General features: G+C 61.9%; 12 protein-coding genes. 6 read left to right on the top strand and 6 right to left on the bottom strand.

The annotated features are described in order from the left end of the window. From cobN to NWV16_RS15055, 4 genes are read left to right on the top strand one after another with little or no spacing between them, the layout of a single operon-like run. Entirely contained in the window at positions 1-3,798 is a 3,798-nt protein-coding gene (gene cobN, locus NWV16_RS15070) for a cobaltochelatase subunit CobN (protein ID WP_260519691.1), read from the top strand. A 2-nt stretch (positions 3,799-3,800) separates the two neighbouring features. Continuing rightward, positions 3,801-4,802: an ATP-binding protein gene (locus NWV16_RS15065; protein ID WP_260519690.1), complete on the top strand. Its 1,002-nt coding sequence runs from the start codon at positions 3,801-3,803 to the stop codon at positions 4,800-4,802. After that, complete coding sequence (locus NWV16_RS15060) at positions 4,784-5,467, top strand: vWA domain-containing protein (RefSeq protein ID WP_409519386.1); 684 nt, start codon at positions 4,784-4,786, stop codon at positions 5,465-5,467. Before NWV16_RS15065 ends, NWV16_RS15060 begins: the two co-directional genes overlap by 19 nt. Before the next feature lie 40 nt (positions 5,468-5,507). Beyond that, on the top strand, positions 5,508-7,151 hold the full coding sequence (locus NWV16_RS15055; protein WP_260519689.1) for a phospholipase D-like domain-containing protein: 1,644 nt from the start codon (positions 5,508-5,510) through the stop codon (positions 7,149-7,151). A 3-nt stretch (positions 7,152-7,154) separates the two neighbouring features. Here the strand turns inward: NWV16_RS15055 and NWV16_RS15050 are convergent, their stop codons facing one another. Continuing rightward, complete coding sequence (locus NWV16_RS15050; protein ID WP_260519688.1) at positions 7,155-8,378, bottom strand: NADH:flavin oxidoreductase/NADH oxidase family protein; 1,224 nt, start codon at positions 8,376-8,378, stop codon at positions 7,155-7,157. 79 nt (positions 8,379-8,457) lie between these two features. Here NWV16_RS15050 and NWV16_RS15045 point away from each other — a divergent pair, with 79 nt between their 5' ends. After that, the gene (locus tag NWV16_RS15045; protein WP_065260540.1) at positions 8,458-8,868 is read left to right on the top strand and encodes a MerR family transcriptional regulator; all 411 of its coding nucleotides are present in this window, start codon (positions 8,458-8,460) and stop codon (positions 8,866-8,868) included. A gap of 293 nt (positions 8,869-9,161) precedes the next feature. Next, positions 9,162-10,718, top strand: a complete 1,557-nt coding sequence (locus tag NWV16_RS15040; RefSeq protein WP_260519687.1) for a TerC family protein — start codon at positions 9,162-9,164, stop codon at positions 10,716-10,718. Between the two features lie 5 nt (positions 10,719-10,723). Here NWV16_RS15040 and NWV16_RS15035 read toward each other — a convergent pair whose 3' ends face one another. From NWV16_RS15035 to wecB, 5 genes are read right to left on the bottom strand one after another with little or no spacing between them, the layout of a single operon-like run. Continuing rightward, the gene (locus tag NWV16_RS15035; protein WP_260519686.1) at positions 10,724-11,800 is read right to left on the bottom strand and encodes a sensor domain-containing diguanylate cyclase; all 1,077 of its coding nucleotides are present in this window, start codon (positions 11,798-11,800) and stop codon (positions 10,724-10,726) included. Next, positions 11,784-12,662, bottom strand: coding sequence for a DUF4434 family protein (locus tag NWV16_RS15030; RefSeq protein ID WP_260519685.1), 879 nt, complete (start codon positions 12,660-12,662; stop codon positions 11,784-11,786). Before NWV16_RS15030 ends, NWV16_RS15035 begins: the two co-directional genes overlap by 17 nt. Then, on the bottom strand, positions 12,662-15,820 hold the full coding sequence (locus tag NWV16_RS15025; protein ID WP_260519684.1) for an NfrA family protein: 3,159 nt from the start codon (positions 15,818-15,820) through the stop codon (positions 12,662-12,664). Before NWV16_RS15025 ends, NWV16_RS15030 begins: the two co-directional genes overlap by 1 nt. Then, the gene (gene nrfB / locus NWV16_RS15020) at positions 15,817-17,991 is read right to left on the bottom strand and encodes a cyclic di-3',5'-guanylate-activated glycosyltransferase NrfB (RefSeq protein WP_260519683.1); all 2,175 of its coding nucleotides are present in this window, start codon (positions 17,989-17,991) and stop codon (positions 15,817-15,819) included. Before nrfB ends, NWV16_RS15025 begins: the two co-directional genes overlap by 4 nt. After that, entirely contained in the window at positions 17,988-19,142 is a 1,155-nt protein-coding gene (gene wecB / locus NWV16_RS15015; protein ID WP_260519682.1) for a non-hydrolyzing UDP-N-acetylglucosamine 2-epimerase, read from the bottom strand. The genes nrfB and wecB overlap by 4 nt, the downstream gene beginning before the upstream one ends. Between the last annotated feature and the right edge of the window lie 26 nt (positions 19,143-19,168).

Below are 19,168 nucleotides of genomic sequence, written 5' to 3'. Positions count from 1 at the left end.
ATGCATCTGCTCAGGACCCAGCCCGGCGGTTTCGTGTCGGATGACAACATTGCCGACCTTGGACAAACCCCCGCCGAGCTAGTGATTCTGTGCAGCGGCGACTCCAGTCTCGCGCTGCTCGCCGAGGCCGCACAGCAACTGCCCGAGGATTACCCGAGCCTGCGCCTGGCCAATCCGATGCAGGTGCAAAACCATGCATCGGTCGACCTGTACGTCGATGAAGTGCTGCGTCACGCCAGGGTCATTCTGATTTCGCTGCACGGCGGCATCGCTTATTGGCGTTATGGCGTCGAGCGGCTGGTCGAATTGTCCGAGCGCGGTGTGCAGGTGATTCTGGTGCCGGGCGATGATCGTCCCGATCCGGAACTCAGCGACTTGAGCACCGTGGGCGCCGAGGATCGCGACCGGCTCTGGCAGTTTCTGCGTCAGGGCGGCATGGGCAACGCACTGGATTTCTTCCACTGCCTGGCCAATCGCTGGCTGGCGCGGGATTACGAGTGGGGCGAGCCGCAAACGCTGCCGCGCACGGCGATATACCACCCGAACAAAAACACCGCCGCACTGAGTGACTGGCAAGCCGATTGGCGGCCCGGTCAAGCGGTGGCGGCGGTGTTGTTTTATCGCTCGCATTTGCAAGCGGCCAACACGGCGTTCATTGACGTGTTCTGCCAACGGTTGCAGGTGGCCGGACTCAATCCGCTGCCGATTGCCGTGGCCAGTCTGAAAGAGCCCGGCTGCCTGTCGGTGGTCGAGGACTGGCTCGATGAAGTAGACGCGTCGGTGATTCTGAACACCACCGGTTTCGCCCAGTCCAGCCCGGAAGCGCCGCATCTGCGGCCATTCCGTCGAAATATTCCGGTGATCCAGGCCATTTGCGCGCAGGACAACGAACCCGGCTGGCGCGACAGCGAGCAGGGCCTTGGGCCTCGCGATCTGGCGATGCACATTGCCCTGCCGGAACTGGACGGTCGGATCATCAGCCGGCCCGTCAGCTTCAAGGACCTGGCCTGGCGCAGTGAACGCAGTCAGTCCGACGTGGTGTGTTACCGGGCGCAGCCCGAGCGCATGGATTTCGTCGCTGAGCTGGCGCGGCGCTGGGTCGATCTGGCGCGGGTGCCGAACGCTGAAAAGCGTATCGCTCTGGTCCTTGCCAACTATCCGACCCGGGACGGACGCATCGGCAACGGCGTCGGCCTCGACACGCCAGCCGCCGCGCTGAATATCCTTCGAGCGTTGCAGGCTGAGGGTTATCCGCTGCCGGCCGAACTGCCCGACAGCGGCACAGAATTGATCCGGCAACTGCTCGGCGGCGTCAGCAACGATCTCGACACCCTCGATCAGCGTCCGTGTCAGCAAAGTCTGGCGTTGGACGATTATCTGGCAATGTTCAACGCGCTGCCCGAAGCCAATCGCGCGGCGGTGCTGGAGCGTTGGGGCGCACCACAAAAGGATCCGATGTGCCGTGACGGGCGGATGATGATCGCCGGTCTGCGCTTTGGCCTGACCTTCGTCGGCATTCAACCGGCACGGGGTTATCAGGTCGACCCGAGCGCGGTGTATCACGACCCGGATCTGGTGCCGCCGCACGCGTACCTGGCGTTTTATTTCTGGCTGCGTCAGACCTACGGTGCCCACGGTGTGATTCACGTCGGCAAGCACGGCAACCTCGAATGGCTGCCGGGCAAAGGCGTGGGCCTGTCGGCGAATTGCTGGCCGGATGCATTGCTCGGGCCGCTGCCGAATATCTATCCGTTTATCGTCAATGACCCGGGCGAGGGCGCGCAGGCCAAGCGTCGTACTCAGGCGGTGATCATCGACCACTTGATGCCGCCGCTGACTCGCGCTGAAACCTACGGCCCGTTGCGCAATCTGGAGTTGTTGGCCGACGAGTATTACGAAGCTCAACTGCTCGACCCGCGCCGCGCCCGGGAATTGCAGCGCGACATTCTGCAACTGGTGCGTGACACGCAGATTGATCGCGAACTGCAACTCGACGAAGGCCTCGACAGCGATACCGATGCAGCCATCTGGTTGCCGCGTCTGGACACTTATCTGTGTGATCTGAAGGAATCGCAGATCCGCGATGGCCTGCACATCTTCGGAGAGTCACCGACCGGGCGTTTGCGCATTGATACTTTGCTGGCGCTGCTGCGGATTCCCCGTGGCGATGGCAAAGGTGCGCAATCGAGTCTGTTGCGGGCGTTGGCGAAGGCGTTCGAACTGGGGTTTGATCCGCTGGATTGCGCACTGGCTGATTCCTGGACCGGCCTGCGTCCATCGGAACTGCTTTCGGTCAGCGACGAGGTCTGGCGCACGGCGGGGGATACCCGTGAACGCCTTGAGCTGTTCGCGGCGCATTTGATTGAGCAGACACTCAACCAAAGTCAAGCCTTGCACAATACCTGTGGGAGCCCGCTCCCACAGGAGCCGCGCTGGTCCGAAGTCAGCGCAATCCTCGACACCCTGCGCGAAGTGATCGCCCCGCGCCTGGACGCCTGTGGCCCGGCTGAAATGCGCGGTCTGCTCGACGCCCTGAACGGCCGCTTCGTCCCTGCCGGCCCGAGTGGCGCACCCAGTCGCGGTCGCCTCGACGTGCTGCCCACCGGGCGCAATTTTTATTCCGTGGATGTGCGCAACCTGCCGACCACCACGGCATGGCGCATCGGTTTCCAGTCGGCCACGCTGATTCTGGAACGGCACCTGCAGGATCACGGCGATCATTTGCGTCAGCTCGGCCTGTCGGTCTGGGGCACCGCAACCATGCGCACCGGCGGCGATGACATCGCCCAGGCCATGGCACTGATGGGTGTGCGCCCGGTGTGGGCCACAGGCAGTCAGCGGGTCGACGATTTCGAGATTCTGCCGCTGAGCCTGCTCGACCGGCCCCGGGTCGATGTGACGTTGCGGGTTTCCGGCTTCTTCCGTGATGCGTTCGCCAACCTGATTCGTCTGTTCGATGCCGCCGTGCAGGCCGTCGCAGACCTGGACGAACCGGACGACCTCAATCCGCTGGCCGCCAGGGTGCGTGCCGAACGGGAGGCCTTGCGGCAGTCCGGGCTGGATGAAGAGGCTGCACGGCGTCAGGCCGGCTGGCGGATCTTCGGTGCCAAGCCCGGCGCTTACGGCGCGGGCGTGCAGGGCGCCATAGACGGTCGCCTTTGGCAAACCCGCGAGGATCTGGCCGAGGTTTATCTGAACTGGGGCGCCTACGCCTACGGCGGTTCAGATGAAGGCACCGCCGCCCGTGAGCAATTCGTCCAGCGCCTGAGCCAGGTGCAGGCCGTGCTGCAGAACCAGGACAACCGCGAGCACGATTTGCTCGACTCCAACGATTATTACCAGTTTCAGGGCGGCATGCTCGCCGCCGTGGAAAGCCTGCGTGGCGAAGCGGCAGCCAGTTATCACGGCGATCACAGCCAGCCGGACCTGCCGAAAATTCGCACCCTGAAAGAAGAGCTGAACCGGGTAATCCGCTCCCGTGCGGCGAATCCGAAATGGATCGACGGCGTCAAACGCCACGGCTATAAAGGCGCGTTTGAACTGGCAGCGACAGTCGACAACCTGTTTGCCTTCGACGCCACCACACAATTGATCGACGATCACCAGTATGCGTTGCTGGCCGACGCCTATCTGCTGGATTCGTCGACCCGGGAATTTGTGCGCGAGCATAATCCTCACGCGCTGCGCGACATGACCGAGCGCATGCTCGAAGCGCAGCAGCGTGGGATGTGGCAGGAGCCGGGGGCCTACAAAGAGGCCCTGGAAAACCTGCTGCTGGATATTGAAGAAGAGAGCTGAACATGACCGACATCCCGCATTTCCCGCTCTGCGCCGTGGTCGGCGCCGACGATCTGAAGCTGGCGCTGTACCTGACCGCCATCGACCCGAAGATCGGCGGCGTGTTGATCGAAGGCCCGCGCGGCATGGCCAAGTCGACCCTGGCCCGGGGCCTGGCGGATCTGCTGGCCAGCGGTCAGTTTGTTACCTTGCCTTTGGGGGCGACCGAAGAGCGACTGGTCGGCACACTGGATCTGGATGCGGCGCTCAGCGACGGCCGTGCGCAGTTTTCTCCCGGCGTATTGGCCAAGGCTGACGGCGGTGTGCTGTATGTCGATGAAGTGAATCTGCTGCCGGATCATCTGGTGGATCTGCTGCTCGATGTGGCGGCCAGCGGCACCAACCTGATCGAACGCGACGGCATTTCCCATCGGCATTCGGCGAAGTTCGTGCTGATCGGCACCATGAATCCGGAAGAGGGCGAATTGCGTCCGCAACTGCTCGATCGTTTTGGCTTGAACGTTGCCCTGAGTGGCCACACGGCGCCAGTCGAACGCGGGCAGATCATTCGTCGGCGACTGGATTTCGACAGCGATCCGCAGGCCTTTTGCGCACAGTGGGAAACCGAACAGCAAGCCCTGCGCGAGCGCTGTGAAAACGCCCGCAACGCCTTGGCAAGCATTCCTCTTGATGATGAAACCCTGGCGCAGATCACCGAGCGTTGCTTTGCCGCTGGCGTCGATGGTTTGCGCGCCGATCTGGTCTGGTTGCGTGCTGCACGGGCTCATGCGGCTTGGCGCGGTGCGTCGGCGATTGCGGAGCAGGACATCGAGGCCGTGGCTGACTTCGCACTGCGTCACCGTCGCCGTGAGCAGTCATCAACCAACACGCAAACACCCGCGCAATCGCCATCCGGCGCTCAGGCCGAGCCGAGTGAAGGGCAGGGGCAGTGGGGTGAAATGCCGGCGCCGGCCCTGGCCACCGGCGCGCGCCGCGAAGTACCTGCCTGGCCAAAAAAGTCCTAGGCATTCGCCCCCGATCCGACGCGGGGGCGAATGCCAGACCCCGCGCCGGACGTCTGGACAATGGCCGACAGGGCAAGCGTCATGCCGCCAGCGATGGCTCGGTGAACTGGCCAGGAACGTTACTCAATGGTCGACCGAAAGTGCGTGGGGATCTGTTGTTTCAATTGCGCACCCGGACACCCCACGAACTGTGGCTGGTGATCGTCGATGCCTCGGCCTCGACCCGCCGTCACCAGGCATTGAGCGATGCCAAGGGTCTGCTGGCGCAGCTGTTCGATGACGCTTACCGGCAACGGGCACGGCTCACCTTGCTGACCGCCAGCGGCGCGGCACCGAAATGGCAGGTGCAGGGTTTGAAAGCTTCCAGCGGGTTGCGAGCATGGCTGGATGAATTGGGGGCGGGCGGCGGCACGCCCCTGCTGGCGGCGCTGACCGAGGCTGAGCAATGGCTGGCGGTGCGCCGCAAGCGATTTCCCGCCGAACAACAACGTCTGCTGCTGCTCACCGATGGACGCCTGAAAGACTGGTCCGGGTTGCCGGCTTTCGAGTGTCCGGGCTTGCTCATCGATATCGAGCGCGGGCCGATCCGGTTAGGTCGGGCCAGACAATTGGCCACTGCCCTGGCCACGGATTACCGTCATATCGACGATTTGTTGTCCATTTGAGGTCTATGCTGCATCCAGCCCAACTCACAAGGAGTGAATCATGCGCGTACTGGTCGCCAACCCTCAGGACGATTTTCGCGTAAAGGCCTACGCCGGCACCAACGGCGTGTTGTTGGCAATGGATCTTGCCGAGCCCCGCCGCAAAGGCCTGCTGGGGTTTGCCATCGAGAAACAGCAGGGCGACAAGCCGTGGCAATTTCTGTTCAACAGCCTGACCTTTCCCGGCAAGACTCACACCTTCCCGCAGTTTCACGCCACGCCCAGTAATATCGCGCCGCTGCAGAAATTTCGCTGGGCCGATTACGCGGTCAATCCGGGCATCACACTGCAATACCGTGTGCACCTGACTTACGGCACGCCCGATGCGCCGGTCCTGGGGGAGTCGCTGGAACTGAGCATTACCTCGGACGACGGTCATCCGGCCAATCAACGTGTGATTTTCAACCGCGCCGTGGCCGCCAGTCAGGCGTTCCAGCGCAAGTTTCCCGACCTTGACGCACAGATCAGCGCCAACAAGAACATGCCCATTGAAGCCTGGCCCGACGCTGCACGGCAATGGCTGGAGAACGGTCTGCTCGGGCGCCTGCAGGGGTTCATCGAACGTGCGCCCGATGGCGAATGGGCGCTGGACATCGCGATCTACGAGTATCAACTGCAAGCCATTATCGACACGGTGAACGCTGCATTCGATCGCGGTGTGCAAGTGCGGGTGCTGTATCACGCCCGGCCCGGTGACGAAGACACCGCAATGAACGAGGCCAGTCTTGCAAAGCTGCCGCAAACCAGCAAGCGTGGGCGGGTGACCCACGATATTTTCCATGACAAGTTCATTGTCCTCAGTCGTATCGCCGGCGGTGAGCGGCAGCCCCAGGCTGTGTTGTGCGGCAGTACCAATTTCACCGCCAATGGCGTGTATCGCCAGGCCAACGTGGTGCATGTGCTGGATGACACGGCTGTCGCGGCGAGCTATCTGCAGACCTTCGAGCAGGTCTGGGCGACGCCGGCGGATGTCGGCGCCACCCGCGACTGGATCACCCAGCACAATCCGATGAATCCGGCGCAACCGCTGTTTGCCGGGTTCTCGCCGCGCAGTGGGGGTGCCGATCTGCGCGAGTTCGTCGACATCATCAATGCGGCGAAGAAGGACGTGCTGTTCGTCACCGCGTTCACCTTGCCCGACGTCATTCTCAACGCATTGCTCGGTCAGCCCCATGACGACATCCTGCGTTACGGCCTGCAGAACACCGCCAGTCGCATCACCGGATTCCACGCCGACCGCACGGCTGAATTCGCCGCCACCGCGCTGCTCAACACAGGGCTGGAAGGCTGGCTGAAAGAGAACATGAAAGGCCAGAAGGGCAATCTGCTGGTGCACACCAAGGCAATCGTCACCGATTTCACCAGCGACAGCCCGACCATCATCAGCGGCAGCCACAATCTCAGCACGGCAGCCAGCAACGGCAACGACGAGAACTTCCTGATCATCCGCGGCGACACCGAACTGGCGGACCGCTATGGCCTGGAACTGCTGCGATTCTACGAACACTACCGTTTCCGCTATTTCGCGAAAAAACTCGAGCTGAAACAGGTGCAGCCGCTGGCGGCGGATGATAGCTGGACCAACGACTATTACGTCGAAGGGGATCTGCGTCAGCTGTCGCGCCTGCGGTTTGCCGGGCGCTAGGGTTTATGCGCCCATCGCCTGACGGTACTGGCGGGTGCGTCGGCTGAGGTACAAACGGTCGCGAATCAGCGCCCAGAGTGCCGAGACTTCGGGATGCGGCTTGCGACCCCGACTCAGGCGCGCCATCTGGAATCGCACCACGGCCATGTTCGCCAGCGCGGCCAGTGCCTTGCGCTTCCAGCGGATCGGTGGCAGTTGCGGCTCGCTGTGGCGGCCTTCGCGCCAATGTCTGACCAGACCCGGTTCGATCGCCATTGCCGTGGCGATGCCCGCCATGGCGATGCCGCTGTCGAGTACCTGCTCGACGATGGGCAGGCGCCGGATGCCGCCGGTGACCATCACCGGCATGCGCGCCACGCCGGCCAGTTCGCTGGCCATCTCCAGAAAGAACGCCTCCCGGGCCAGGGTACGCCCGTCACGGGCTTCGCCCTGCATGGCCGGAGCTTCATAGCTGCCGCCGGACAGTTCCAGCAAATCGATGGGCTGTTCGTTGAGCCATTCGATCACCTGGCGGGCATCGTCAGTGTCGAAACCGCCGCGCTGGAAATCCGCCGAATTGAGCTTCACTGCCACGCAGAACTGTGGTGAAACGGCCTGACGCACAGCCTCGATCACCGACAGCAGCAGACGTGCACGATTTTCCAGCGAACCGCCCCAGCGGTCGGTACGGCGATTGGTCAGCGGCGACAGAAACTGGCTGAGCAGATAACCGTGGGCCGCGTGGATCTGCACGCCGGTGAACCCGGCTTTCTCGGCCAGTGCGGCGCTCCTGGCGAAACGTTGAATGACTTCTTCAATATCGTCTTCGGTCATCGGTCTGGGTTCGGCGAACAGTTTCGAGAACGAGCCCATTTCCAGCGCCACTGCCGACGGCGCCAGCGCTTGCTGGCCCATATTGGCGAAGGTCTGGCGGCCAGGATGGTTGAGTTGCACCCAGACCTGCGCGCCGCCACTGCGGGCGATTTCGGCCCATTGGCGGAAACGCTCCAGATGTCGCTCGTCTTCCAGGACCACGCCGCCTGGGCCGGTCATGGCCCGACGGTCAATCATCACGTTGCCGGTCAGCAGCAGACCGGCGCCTCCATCGGCCCAGGCCTGGTACAAACGGAACAGTTCGCGGGATGGTGCCTGATCACGATCCGCGAGGTTTTCTTCCATGGCGGCTTTGGCGATGCGGTTGCCGACGGTCTGACCGTTGGGCAGTTTCAAAATCTGGAAGGGCGACATTGCTTGACTCCTCATCAGTGATGGCGAGAGGCTAAGCTTAAAGTCAACTTTAATGTCAAGCAGGCAAAACGAGGCTGAAATGAAAATTGGTGAACTGGCGCAACAGAGCGGGCTGAGCGCTTCGAGCATTCGCTTTTATGAGGCTCAGGGCCTGATTCCCAAAGTGGAACGGCTGGGCAATGGCTATCGGCGTTACCCGCCGCAAGTGCTGCAAACCCTCAACATCATCCGCAGTGCCCAGCAGGCCGGGTTTTCCCTTGAAGAACTCAAGCAGCTGTTGCCACTCGCAGGGACCGGAGAGTTCAAGCACGATGAACTGGTGGAGGGGCTCACGCGCAAGGTGCAACAGATCGAAGTCATGCAGCAGCATCTGGCCCGGAGCAAGGCACGGTTGCTGGAGGTCATCGACAACATTCAATCGAAACCGGAAGGCATGAGTTGCGGTGCCAATGCCGAACGGGTCCTGGCCGCGATCTACCCGGAATCCTGAGCAAGGTTGAAGGCGTACAGATTTTGAAATGATTTCCGGCTGTAGGAAAAGTCATCAGAGCTTGTACGCTTCAAGACCCTTTTTCATTCAGGATTTCCATGAACACGCTCTCGGAGCCTCCCGGTTCGACTCAAAGAACCACGTTCCCCTCGCGCCATGGCGCGGTCTTGACGCACTCGCAGCATCCGGTTTTCCGACTCCCGACTATCGTTGATGGCGCAGCTTCCGAGCTTTCGCGCCGCACTTTGCCGTGCCCGGCAGCCTGAATTCACTGAAGAGAGAAGAGACTGATTATGGAATGGTTAGCGGATCCCACGGCATGGCTGGGCTTGTTGACACTGATCGTGCTGGAGTTGGTGCTGGGTATCGACAACCTGGTGTTCATCGCGATTCTGGCGGACAAGCTGCCGCCGCATCAGCGCGACCGCGCACGCATCATCGGCCTGAGCCTGGCGCTGATCATGCGTCTTGGCTTGCTGGCGAGCATTTCCTGGCTGGTTACGCTCACGCAGCCGTTGTTCGAGATATTCGGCAAGAGCTTCTCCGGCCGTGACCTGATCCTGCTGTTCGGTGGTGTGTTCCTGCTGTTCAAGGCGACCATGGAACTGCACGAGCGGCTTGAGGGCCATGTCGGCGAACGCTCGACCAGTACCGCCTATGCACTGTTCTGGCCCATCGTTGCGCAGATCGTCGTACTCGACGCGGTGTTCTCCCTCGATGCGGTGATTACCGCCGTGGGCATGGTCGATGAACTGGCCGTGATGATGATCGCGGTGGTGGTGTCCATTGGTGTCATGATCGTGGCCAGCAAGCCGCTGACTCGTTTCGTCAACGCGCACCCGACGGTGATCATGCTGTGTCTGGGTTTCCTGATGATGATCGGTTTTGCCCTGACCGCTGAAGGCCTGGGCTTCCACATCCCGAAAGGCTATCTGTACGCGGCCATTGGTTTTTCGATCCTGATCGAGGTGTTCAACCAGATCGCCCGGGCCCGCCGCAAGCGTTCGATGCAGGGCCTGCGCCCGATGCGTGAGCGTACGGCTCACGCGGTGATGCGTCTGCTGGGTGGCCGCAAACTGGCGGTAGAAGAGGTGGGTGAGGAAATTTCCGACCTGCTGGATGATGGCGAAGCGCCGAGTGCCGAGCTGTTCGACCGTCGCGAGCGGGTGATGATCAGCGGCGTGTTGCAACTGGCCGAACGGCCGATTCGTACTTTGATGACGGTTCGTGCCGACGTTGATTACGTAGATCTGGCGGACGGTGCGCAAGCCATTCGTACGCGACTGATGCATTCGTCCTACTCGCGTCTGCCGCTGATTCGCAACGGTGCGGTAGATGAACCGTTGGGCTTCGTCCACAAGAAGGAATTGCTCAAGGAGTATCTGGCCGGCAACGAACCCGACCTTGAGCATCTGGCCCGCAAGACGCTGAACCTGCTCGACAGCTATTCGATCCTCAATGCGCTGGAACAGATGCGGGCGGCATCGACTCACATCGCTTTCGTGGTGAACGAGTTCGGTGACTTTGTCGGTGTGTTGACCATGACCGACATCCTCGAGTCGATTGCCGGCGAGTTGCCGGACGCCAGCGAAATCGCCGGCCCGGACGTGGTCGAAGAGCAGGGCGGGTTTGTGGTGAGTGGTGCGTTGAACCTGACGCGGATTCGCCAGCGCACCGGTTTCGTTGCCGAACCGACCGAGGATTACCAGACCCTTGCCGGGCTGGTAATGAGCCTGCTGGATCGGCTGCCGATGAAGGGTGATCGTCTGGAGCATGCAGGCTGGGGCATGACCGTGATGGCGGTCGAGGAGCGGCGGGTGACACGAGTGTTGCTCAAACGTGAGGCCTGACTGCCTCACTGATGAAAGGTATACCGGTCTTTCCCGGCGTGCTTTGACTCGTACAACGCTTCATCAGCCTTGATCAGTGCCTGGTTGAGGGTGTCGTCGTCCTCGACGCGGGCCACACCGATGCTGATGGTCACCGGGTGTCGGGTGGTCTGCTCACGCACCACCCGGCACAACTCACCGGCCAATGTTTCGACGTCCTCGCGGCGCACGCCGGCCAGATAAATCGCAAACTCCTCGCCCCCCAGTCGCGCGTACTCGAATGGCGCCATCACGGCTTTGATGTCCGCCGCGATCCGCTTGAGCACTTCATCGCCGATGTCGTGGCCGTAAACATCATTCACTTTCTTGAAGTTGTCGATGTCGATCATTGCCAGGTAATGGTCTTGCTCGCGGGGTAATGCTTGCAGGCTTTTTTCGGCGCGGGTCATGAACGAGCGACGGTTGGGGATTTCCGTCAGGGTGTCGTTGTAGGCCTGATCCAGCAACAGTCGGGACATGATGTAGTTGTAGAGCTTGGTCTCGCGCAGTTTCAAAAACGTATAGATCGTCAGCGCACAGAGAAACACGCTGTAGGCGATGGTCATGACGCCTTTGAGCTCCAGCAGGCTGATCCCGGTGCCCATGAACGGGTTGAGCATCAGCCAGGTGACGGCCTGCGCCGCGAAGAACGACCAGCGACTGAGGGGCAGCACGGAGGCGCTGTAGAGTGTGGTGGCGGCAGCGAGTACCAGCCAGATGCCATGAAAGGTCGGCGGTAAACCGTCGATCACCATCCGTATGCCCAGGGTGATGAGCAATACGAACGTCAGGTTCAGCCAGTCGAAATGACGGGCCTTGCGCGTGAACAGCAGCACCACGGCGAGCACTGCGAACGCTGCGATGAACACCATCGAGCGCCAGGTGAAACCCTGATCCCCGAGGAAACTGACGATCAGGTCGAAGGCCAGCCAGATGCCCATGCTGGCCAGATAGATCAGCAGGCAGAACGAATGCAGCCGTTCGAACTCATGCTGGATGAACTCGTCCCACAGCTCGGCGGGCGCGGTTCGCTTCAGGACTTCGTCTTCAATGGTTTTGTACATTGCTGCCCGAATGCTTGCGCTGGTTGTCGAGAATCACCTGGCCCCACGGCCGGTATCGCAGGGAAAACACGGCACTTTGATGACAACCGGTTGCGGTGTCATCCGGGCGGGCCGGTTCTGCACGGAACGGCTCGCCCTCGCGGCTGACCTGGCGGAACGCTTCGCGCACGATGCCGACGGAGCAGGGCAGTGCGCTGGAGTAGCCGTTTCGCACCAGCGGCGGCAGGCGCCCGGTACCGGCGCCGTCCTGCCACCAGACGTGTGCGCCGGCTGCGGTCAGATCCCCCAGCCATTGGGCGTTGACCGTCGGTGCAAGTTTTCCGGCACTGAAGGCGCTGACATGCAACGGGGCATCGAGTTTGGCCGCGAAGTCTTGCAGCTGTCGCTGTAACGTTGCCCGCCGGTCGGCTGCCAGAAAGTGCAAATCATCCAGTTCCAGCGGCAGATACCAGCCGCTGACCGGGAGGTTCCATTCCTGGCGCAGCTTCTGTTGCTGCGCCAGCGACTGCCCCAGTTGCGCCTGCCAGTAGGCGCCGAGGCCGGCACTGTCCAGTTCATCAATGCGTTTGTAGTACGCCGGGTCCATCGACAGCCCCAGCACCAGTTGCAGACCTTGCTGTCGGGCGAGTTTCAGGCTGTCGGCGAGCCAGCCGTTGGCGCCGCCGAAGTCCGAATCGCCGTAAGCCGTCCATTGCACGATGACTGTCCGCGCACCTTGCCGGGCGGTGTCCTGCCAGACTTTCTGCCATTGCGCAGGCGTCAGACCGGCATCGACATTCAACGGTTGATAGAACACCCGCTCATCGGCCCGCACGAGCGTGGCACCCAGCACCAGGCAGAACAACAACATCCAGCGAGCCATCAGAAATTCCACTCCACGCCCAGCAGCACACCGTTGCCGCCTTCATACAGGTTGCCGCCCAGCGACTGTTGATACTCGGTGCGTACCGTCAGTTTCGAGCGGTAGGCGTTGTAGCGGTCCTCGTCGTACCACCATTGCCAGCGCAGCCCGACACCGGTACGCAGATCCTGCCGCCAGTCATTGCTCGGATCCTGGCTGGCAAACTCAAGAAAGCCGTAAGGCATGATGGTCTGGGCGCCGCTGTCCGGCAGCTTCCAGGCGTGCCCCTGCTGGAACCGCGACAGCCACTGATGATCGCCAGCCTTCGTCCACCAGGCGGCATCGAGGTAGAGGAAGCGCTCATCCCAATCGTTTTCGTCAACGCGCCAGTCGTTACGGTACTTGCCCTGATCGAGAAACGACGCCGTGGCGCGCAGCAGGTAGTCCGTGGTGGTGTGACCGTCCTTGCGGTGGTCGTTGATCTGATCGAGCAACTTCTCCGGCACCAGCATCTGGCCGAGGCTCAGGCTGTGGCTGTCGTCATCGCTGAACTGGCTCTGCTTGTAGATTTCACCGTAGAAGTTGATGTTCTGCGTGCCCCACGGCTTGTAGCGCAGGCCGACACCGGCGGCGAGGGATTCGGCGTAACTGGAGCGTCCCTGTCCACCGAGCAGGACCCGGCCATACACCGATAGCGTGCTGCCGGCCCGGCTCGGTTCTTCGCCGAGGGCGTGATCCCACATCGCCAGCTGCACGTTCTGCGAGTCGGCATGGCGGCGCGAGCCTTTGCTTTCGTCCGGTCGCACGAAGTCATTCGTTGAAACGCCGGCCGGTGACCAGGTGCTGGCGATCGTCCGGCTGTCGCGACGGGAGAGGGTTTCATGGGCACGGCGCTGGCGGTAACGCCTGGCTTCCATGCTGCCATCCTCGTCGTCGGCGGCCACCGGATTCTGTTCCAGGTCGATTACCCGGCGTAACTCCTTGCGGGCAGCAGCACTGTCTTCCACTTCGTCATACCGCCAGGCCAGGGTTTCGCCGAGTCGGTAATCCTCGGGGAAGTCGCGGGTGGCCTGTTGCAGATAGGGGATTGCGGTGGCGCGTTCTTCGCGAGTTTCGGCACCGGCCAGACGCATGCCGTAGTCCGCGCGGTAACGCGGGTTGTTCGGGTCAAGGCGTACAGCCTCGGCCAGCCATGCGGTGCTTTGCGGCAGATTCCCGGCTTTTTGCGCAGTGACCGACGCCGCGTAGAAATGCCCGGCGTCCGGTGCTTTTTGTAACGCCTGGCGCTGACGCTCCAGTGCCTGGGCATGATCGCCATGTGCGTCGGCGATGGCTGCACCCAGAGCCCATTCATTGGCTCCCCGTGTGCTGCTCTGCTGCCAGTAATGTTCGGCGGTCTGACTGTCACCGGTATTCAGCGCACTGCGGCTGGCGGTAAGGCGGGCGTTGTCGCTCAGTTCTGTTATGGGAATGCTGCGCCAGATGGCCAGTGCGCCAACGGAATCACCGGCGGCTTCCAGAGCGTAGGCCAATGGCAGACGAACGCTGCGGTCACCGAGTTTTTCCGCTTGCCGGTAATACACAACGGCCTCGCCGGGTCGGTCCGGCATCGCGCAGCGACCCAGCGCGCGGTAATCGCCGGCAACCTGCGGGTGGTTGCCGATGGCTTGCTGAACGGCGTCGCACTGGCCGTTTTCCGCGAGTTGCGCAAGCAACTGACCACGGGTGGCGCTGTCGACACGGCTGATCAGCAGGGCCATTCGTCGTTGCTGTTGCGGCGTCGTGGTTTTCGAAGCGGCATAAAGCCCGGCCAGCCGTTGGAGTGCAGTGTCCGGCAGGCGTCCTTGATACCAGTCGAAGGCGGTTTCCAGCAGTTGTTGCGCCGGTGCGCGATCGCCGTTGTTGACCGCCAGGAAGGTGGCCTGATCCAGCGAGTTCAGGTTGCCGGTCTGCCGGTAATGAAGTTCCCACAAGGTCTGCGCTTCAGTCATGCGGCCCATGCGTTGCGACAGTTCCGCCCGACGTTTGACGATTTCAGGCGTTTGCGTCTGGCCGGCCAGCCAGGCGTCGACCTTGTCGCTGCGCCCCTGATCCTGCCAGACATCCAGCAGTTGCGCCTGGCGGCGACTTTCCCACGGCTGCGGCAGCCGCGTGCTTTGCAACAGGTCGGTGGCTTGCAGGCGCTGGGCGAGTATCAGCCAGGTTTGCGGGGCGTCGTCAGGCGTGCAGCTGCGAAATTGCTTGAGTGCTGCTTCCGGATCATGGCGCGACAGCCATTCGGTGGTTTCCAGGCAAGGACGCTGCAGGTCATTGCTCAAACGCTGCACGGTCGGCACGTCTTCTGTCTTGCGTGCCAGTTCCCACAAGCGCTGGCGTTGCGCCGGGTCGGCCAGGTCGGAGTCCGGCAACGACTGAATCCAGCGTTGTGCCTGCTGTTCATGACCCATGGCGATGGCGCGGTCGACCATTGCCAGACGGATCTTGCGTGCTGCCTCTGGACTCGGGGCCTGTTGCAGCAGTTGTTGCAGCGGTTTTTCGTCGAGACGCTGCACGTAAGCGTTGGCCAGACGCTGCCAGCCGTCGGCATCCAGCTGTTTGCGCGCAGCGAGCGGTGCGAGCTGATCGATGGTGCCGCTCCAGTCGCGCAGTTGCTCCGACCAGTTGGCCCGTGCCAGGCGCAGGATATTGTCGTCTCCCTTGGGCGACAGTTGCGCCAGCCAGTCATGGGCCCTGGCTGCGCCGCCAAACTTGGCCAGGCTCAGGCTGTAGGCCTGCCAGAGGCGCACGCGGTCATTCAGGTTACTGGTGGCCATCCAGCTTTCAACCTGAGTGCTGGTGGGAGGATTCTGCTCGATCCAGGTCAGGCGCAGGTCAAGAAGGGCGTCGCTGTTGGCCGGCATTGCCTGCATGGCATCCTTGTAGCGGCGTTGTTTGGCCAGCGACTCGACCAGCAGCGCTCGGGCCTCGTCGTTTTTCGGGACCTTTTCCAGCAGGTGGCGCATCAGGCGCTCGACTTCTTTCCAGTTGCCCTTTTTTGCTTCGCGGTAACTGCGGTCCATGTAGGGATAGCTGCGAAACTGTTCAAAGTCGCTCAGCGGCGCAGCCTGCAGCGGGTAAGCCGTGCTCAGGCCCAGTAGCAGGCTGCCCATCAGCAAGGTGTGACGATGCACAGGCTTCATGCGACCTCCCGGACAATGCGGTAGGCGGCTTGCTGTTCACTGGCCTGGTCGGCCAGGGCCTGTTGCAGAATTTCCTGAGTAATCATGCCCCGGGAAATCAGGTGTTCGCCGAGCGACATCTGTTCGGCGTCAAAGTCGATCAGCGCCTGATTGAAAAGGGTCGGCGGTACCATGCCGCGCACCTGCAACAGATTACCCAGCAGCACCTGATGGCGGCTGACCCGCTCCAGGAGGTTTTCATCGTCCTGATGGCGCTCAAGCACTTCGAGCATATGACGCACTTCCTCATTCTGACGGGGACTGGCATACCAGTAGCGAATCCCCAAGGTGACGCGGCCCTGGGGTGCCAGACGGCTACGCACCGGGCGTTTCAGTTGACGACTGATGGCTCCGAGCGAGACCTGGCTGACCGGACCTTCGGAAGCAAGAATCAGGGTCTCGCCTTCTTCGGCCACCGGCAGCACGCCGTAGTGCGATGCGACCCGGCGTGGCACGGCATCGATCAAACGCTTGTCGAGCTTGAAAGGGTTGAGCGGTGCCCATTCCAGATCCAGCTGTTCGGCCAGGGCCTGTACGAGCTGCGTACTGTCGATGTATTCGCGCAGCAGCAATTCGCGCCCCAGACGACGGCGCACCGGGCTGGTGATCGCCGCTTCGAGCTGTTCTTCGGTGAGCAGACCTTTTTCCACCAGCCGATGGCCCAGCGGGGTCCGCTGCGCCTTGGTCAGCGCCGGAAACTCGTGGGTGGTCTTGTCCCAGGCCACGCGGCGCGAGTCGCCCATTTCCATGACCTGGCGCAGGGCGCGCAGGTTGGCGAAGAAGTTGACGAAGTTGCTCCACATCATCCGCGGCGCGGACAACAGGCCTTCGATCAGTCCGTAATAACGGGTCACGAACCAGCCACGCTGGAACAGACGGTTGAACAGCATCAGGCCGTTGAGCCACAGCAGCGCCGAGAGCAACGAGCTGTCGGCGAGGATCGACGGATAACGCCATGACTCGGGAGAGATCACCGTGACTGCCCACATCGCCAGCAGCACCAGGAACAGCAGGTTGACCAGAAAGCTCAGGAGGTAGGCGATCAAGCCGCGACGGTCGCGCCACAGGAAGTAATTGAGCAGGCCCTTGCGGCTCCAGCCGAGGTTCTTGGTACCTTGAAACACGATGCCGACGATCCACCGCGACTTCTGTCGGATCGCATGTTGCAAGTCCCTCGGGAAGTGTTCACGCACGCAGATCACTTGTGAGAACTCGCGGTTCATCCCGAACACCCACGGTTGTTCCAGTGCCAGTTTCGGATCGCTGACCGAATAGCGGGCAAAGATGCATTTCATGCCTTTCTGCTTGAGGCGGAAACCGATGTCGTAGTCTTCGGTAAGGCTCTGTACGTCAAAGGCAATGCCGTCGCCGTCCTCCAGCAGCGCACTGATGGCCTTGCGACTGAAGCAGGTACCGACCCCGGCACTCGGCACCTGCCCGGTGAGGGCTTCGCGGACGATGACGTCCTTGCCGTGGTTTTCGGCGAATTCATCCACATAGTGCCCGGCGGTGAAGCCCTTCCATTCCGGTGCATAGGGGTAGACCGGAATCTGGATCAGGTCTTTGTTCGGTAACAGGTAGTTGTAGAGGCGCAACTCCATCGGGGAAATCACGTCTTCGGCGTCATGCAGGATGAACCCGGCGAACTCGATTCTCGCCTCGCTTTCGAAGCGCAGGATCGCGTCGATGATGTTGTTCAGGCAGTCGGCCTTGCTGGTCGGGCCGGGGCGGGCGCAGACCACTTTGTGCACGTTGGGGTAGTGCTGGCAGACCGCATCGACGTCGGCCTGGGTTTCGGCGTCGTTGGGGTAGGTGCCGACGAAGATCTGATAGTTCTCATAGTCGATGGTCGAGGCGGCCAGGCGCGCCATTTCGCCGACCACACCGACTTCGTTCCACGCCGGCACCATGATTGCCAGGGGCTTCTCGGGAATCGAATACAGGCGCTCCTCGTCGGCACGCTTGAATTTTTCGTAGATGCGCCAACGGCGGATGAACTTGCGGCCCCAGTACACCAGATCGATGAAAAGGTCATCGAGACCAAGGATGAACATCAGCAGGGCGAGGATAATCGCCACATATTTCAATCCGAACAGCACATACGCAAAGAAGTCGACCCATCCCAGGCTCATACGCCGTTACCCGCCGCCGAGCGTGCGCTCAGCCAGGCGTGGAGGCGAGTGGCGATGCGTTCGCTGGCGTGGCCGTCACCGTACGGACTGTGGACACGGCTCATGCGTTTGTAGGTTGCCTCATCATCGAGCAGCTGGCTGGCCTCCTTGACGATCCTCGCGGTGTCGGTACCCACCAGCAACACGGTGCCGCCTTCGAGTACGGAGGGGCGCTCGGTGACGTCGCGCAAGACCAGCAGCGGCTTGCCGATGGCCGGGGCTTCTTCCTGGACGCCGCCGGAGTCGGTCAGGATGAAGTGCGCACGGCCCATCAGCCAGACGAAGTTCGGGTAATCCTGAGGAGCGACCAGATAAATGTTGGGCTTGTCGGCGAGCATGCCGTACACCGCGTTTTGCACCTGTGGGTTGAGGTGCACCGGATAGACAAATTGCACATCCGGATAGCGCAGGGCGAGATCGGCCAGGGCCTGGCAGATGTTCTGGAAACCGTCGCCGAGGTTTTCCCGGCGATGACCCGTGATCAACACCATGCGACGGCTGTCGTCGAGCACCGACAAGGGGGAATCGGCCGCCGGACGCCACTGGCTCTGCTGCTGGTGTGTGCGCATCCACAGCAGTGCATCGATCACGGTGTTGCCGGTGATTTCGATGTTGTCCTGCGGTACGCCTTCGTGCAGCAGGTTGGCTTCGGCCTTGCCGGTTGGCGGGAAGTGCAGGTCAGCGATCACGCCGGTCAGGCGCCGGTTGGCTTCTTCCGGCCAGGGCGCGCGCAGGTTGCCCGTGCGCAAGCCTGCCTCGACATGGCCGATGGGCAACTGGCGATTGAAGGCGGCGAGGGCGGCGATGAAGCTGGTGGTGGTATCGCCGTGTACCAGCACGATGTCCGGTTTGACCCTTTCGTATGCCTGATCGAGTTGTGCAAGAAGATGTTGCGAGAGACCGTTGAGGGTCTGGGCCTGAGTCATGACTTGAAGGTCTTCATCGACGGTCAGTTCGAACGCGTCGAGCACCTGTTTGAGCATCTCCCGATGCTGGCCGGTGGAGCAGATGTTGAGTTTGATATCGGGCCACTGACGCAGAACCCGGGCCAAAGGGGCCATTTTGATGGCCTCCGGGCGAGTACCGAAAACCATCATGACATTAAAGGACATTGACCCCTCCTGGGACGAAGCAAGGC

Origin of the sequence: Pseudomonas sp. BW7P1, from assembly GCF_024981055.1 — a bacterium.
Classification (GTDB): Bacteria; Pseudomonadota; Gammaproteobacteria; order Pseudomonadales; family Pseudomonadaceae; genus Aquipseudomonas; species Aquipseudomonas bananamidigenes.
This window is presented reverse-complemented; position numbering and strand designations above follow the sequence as displayed.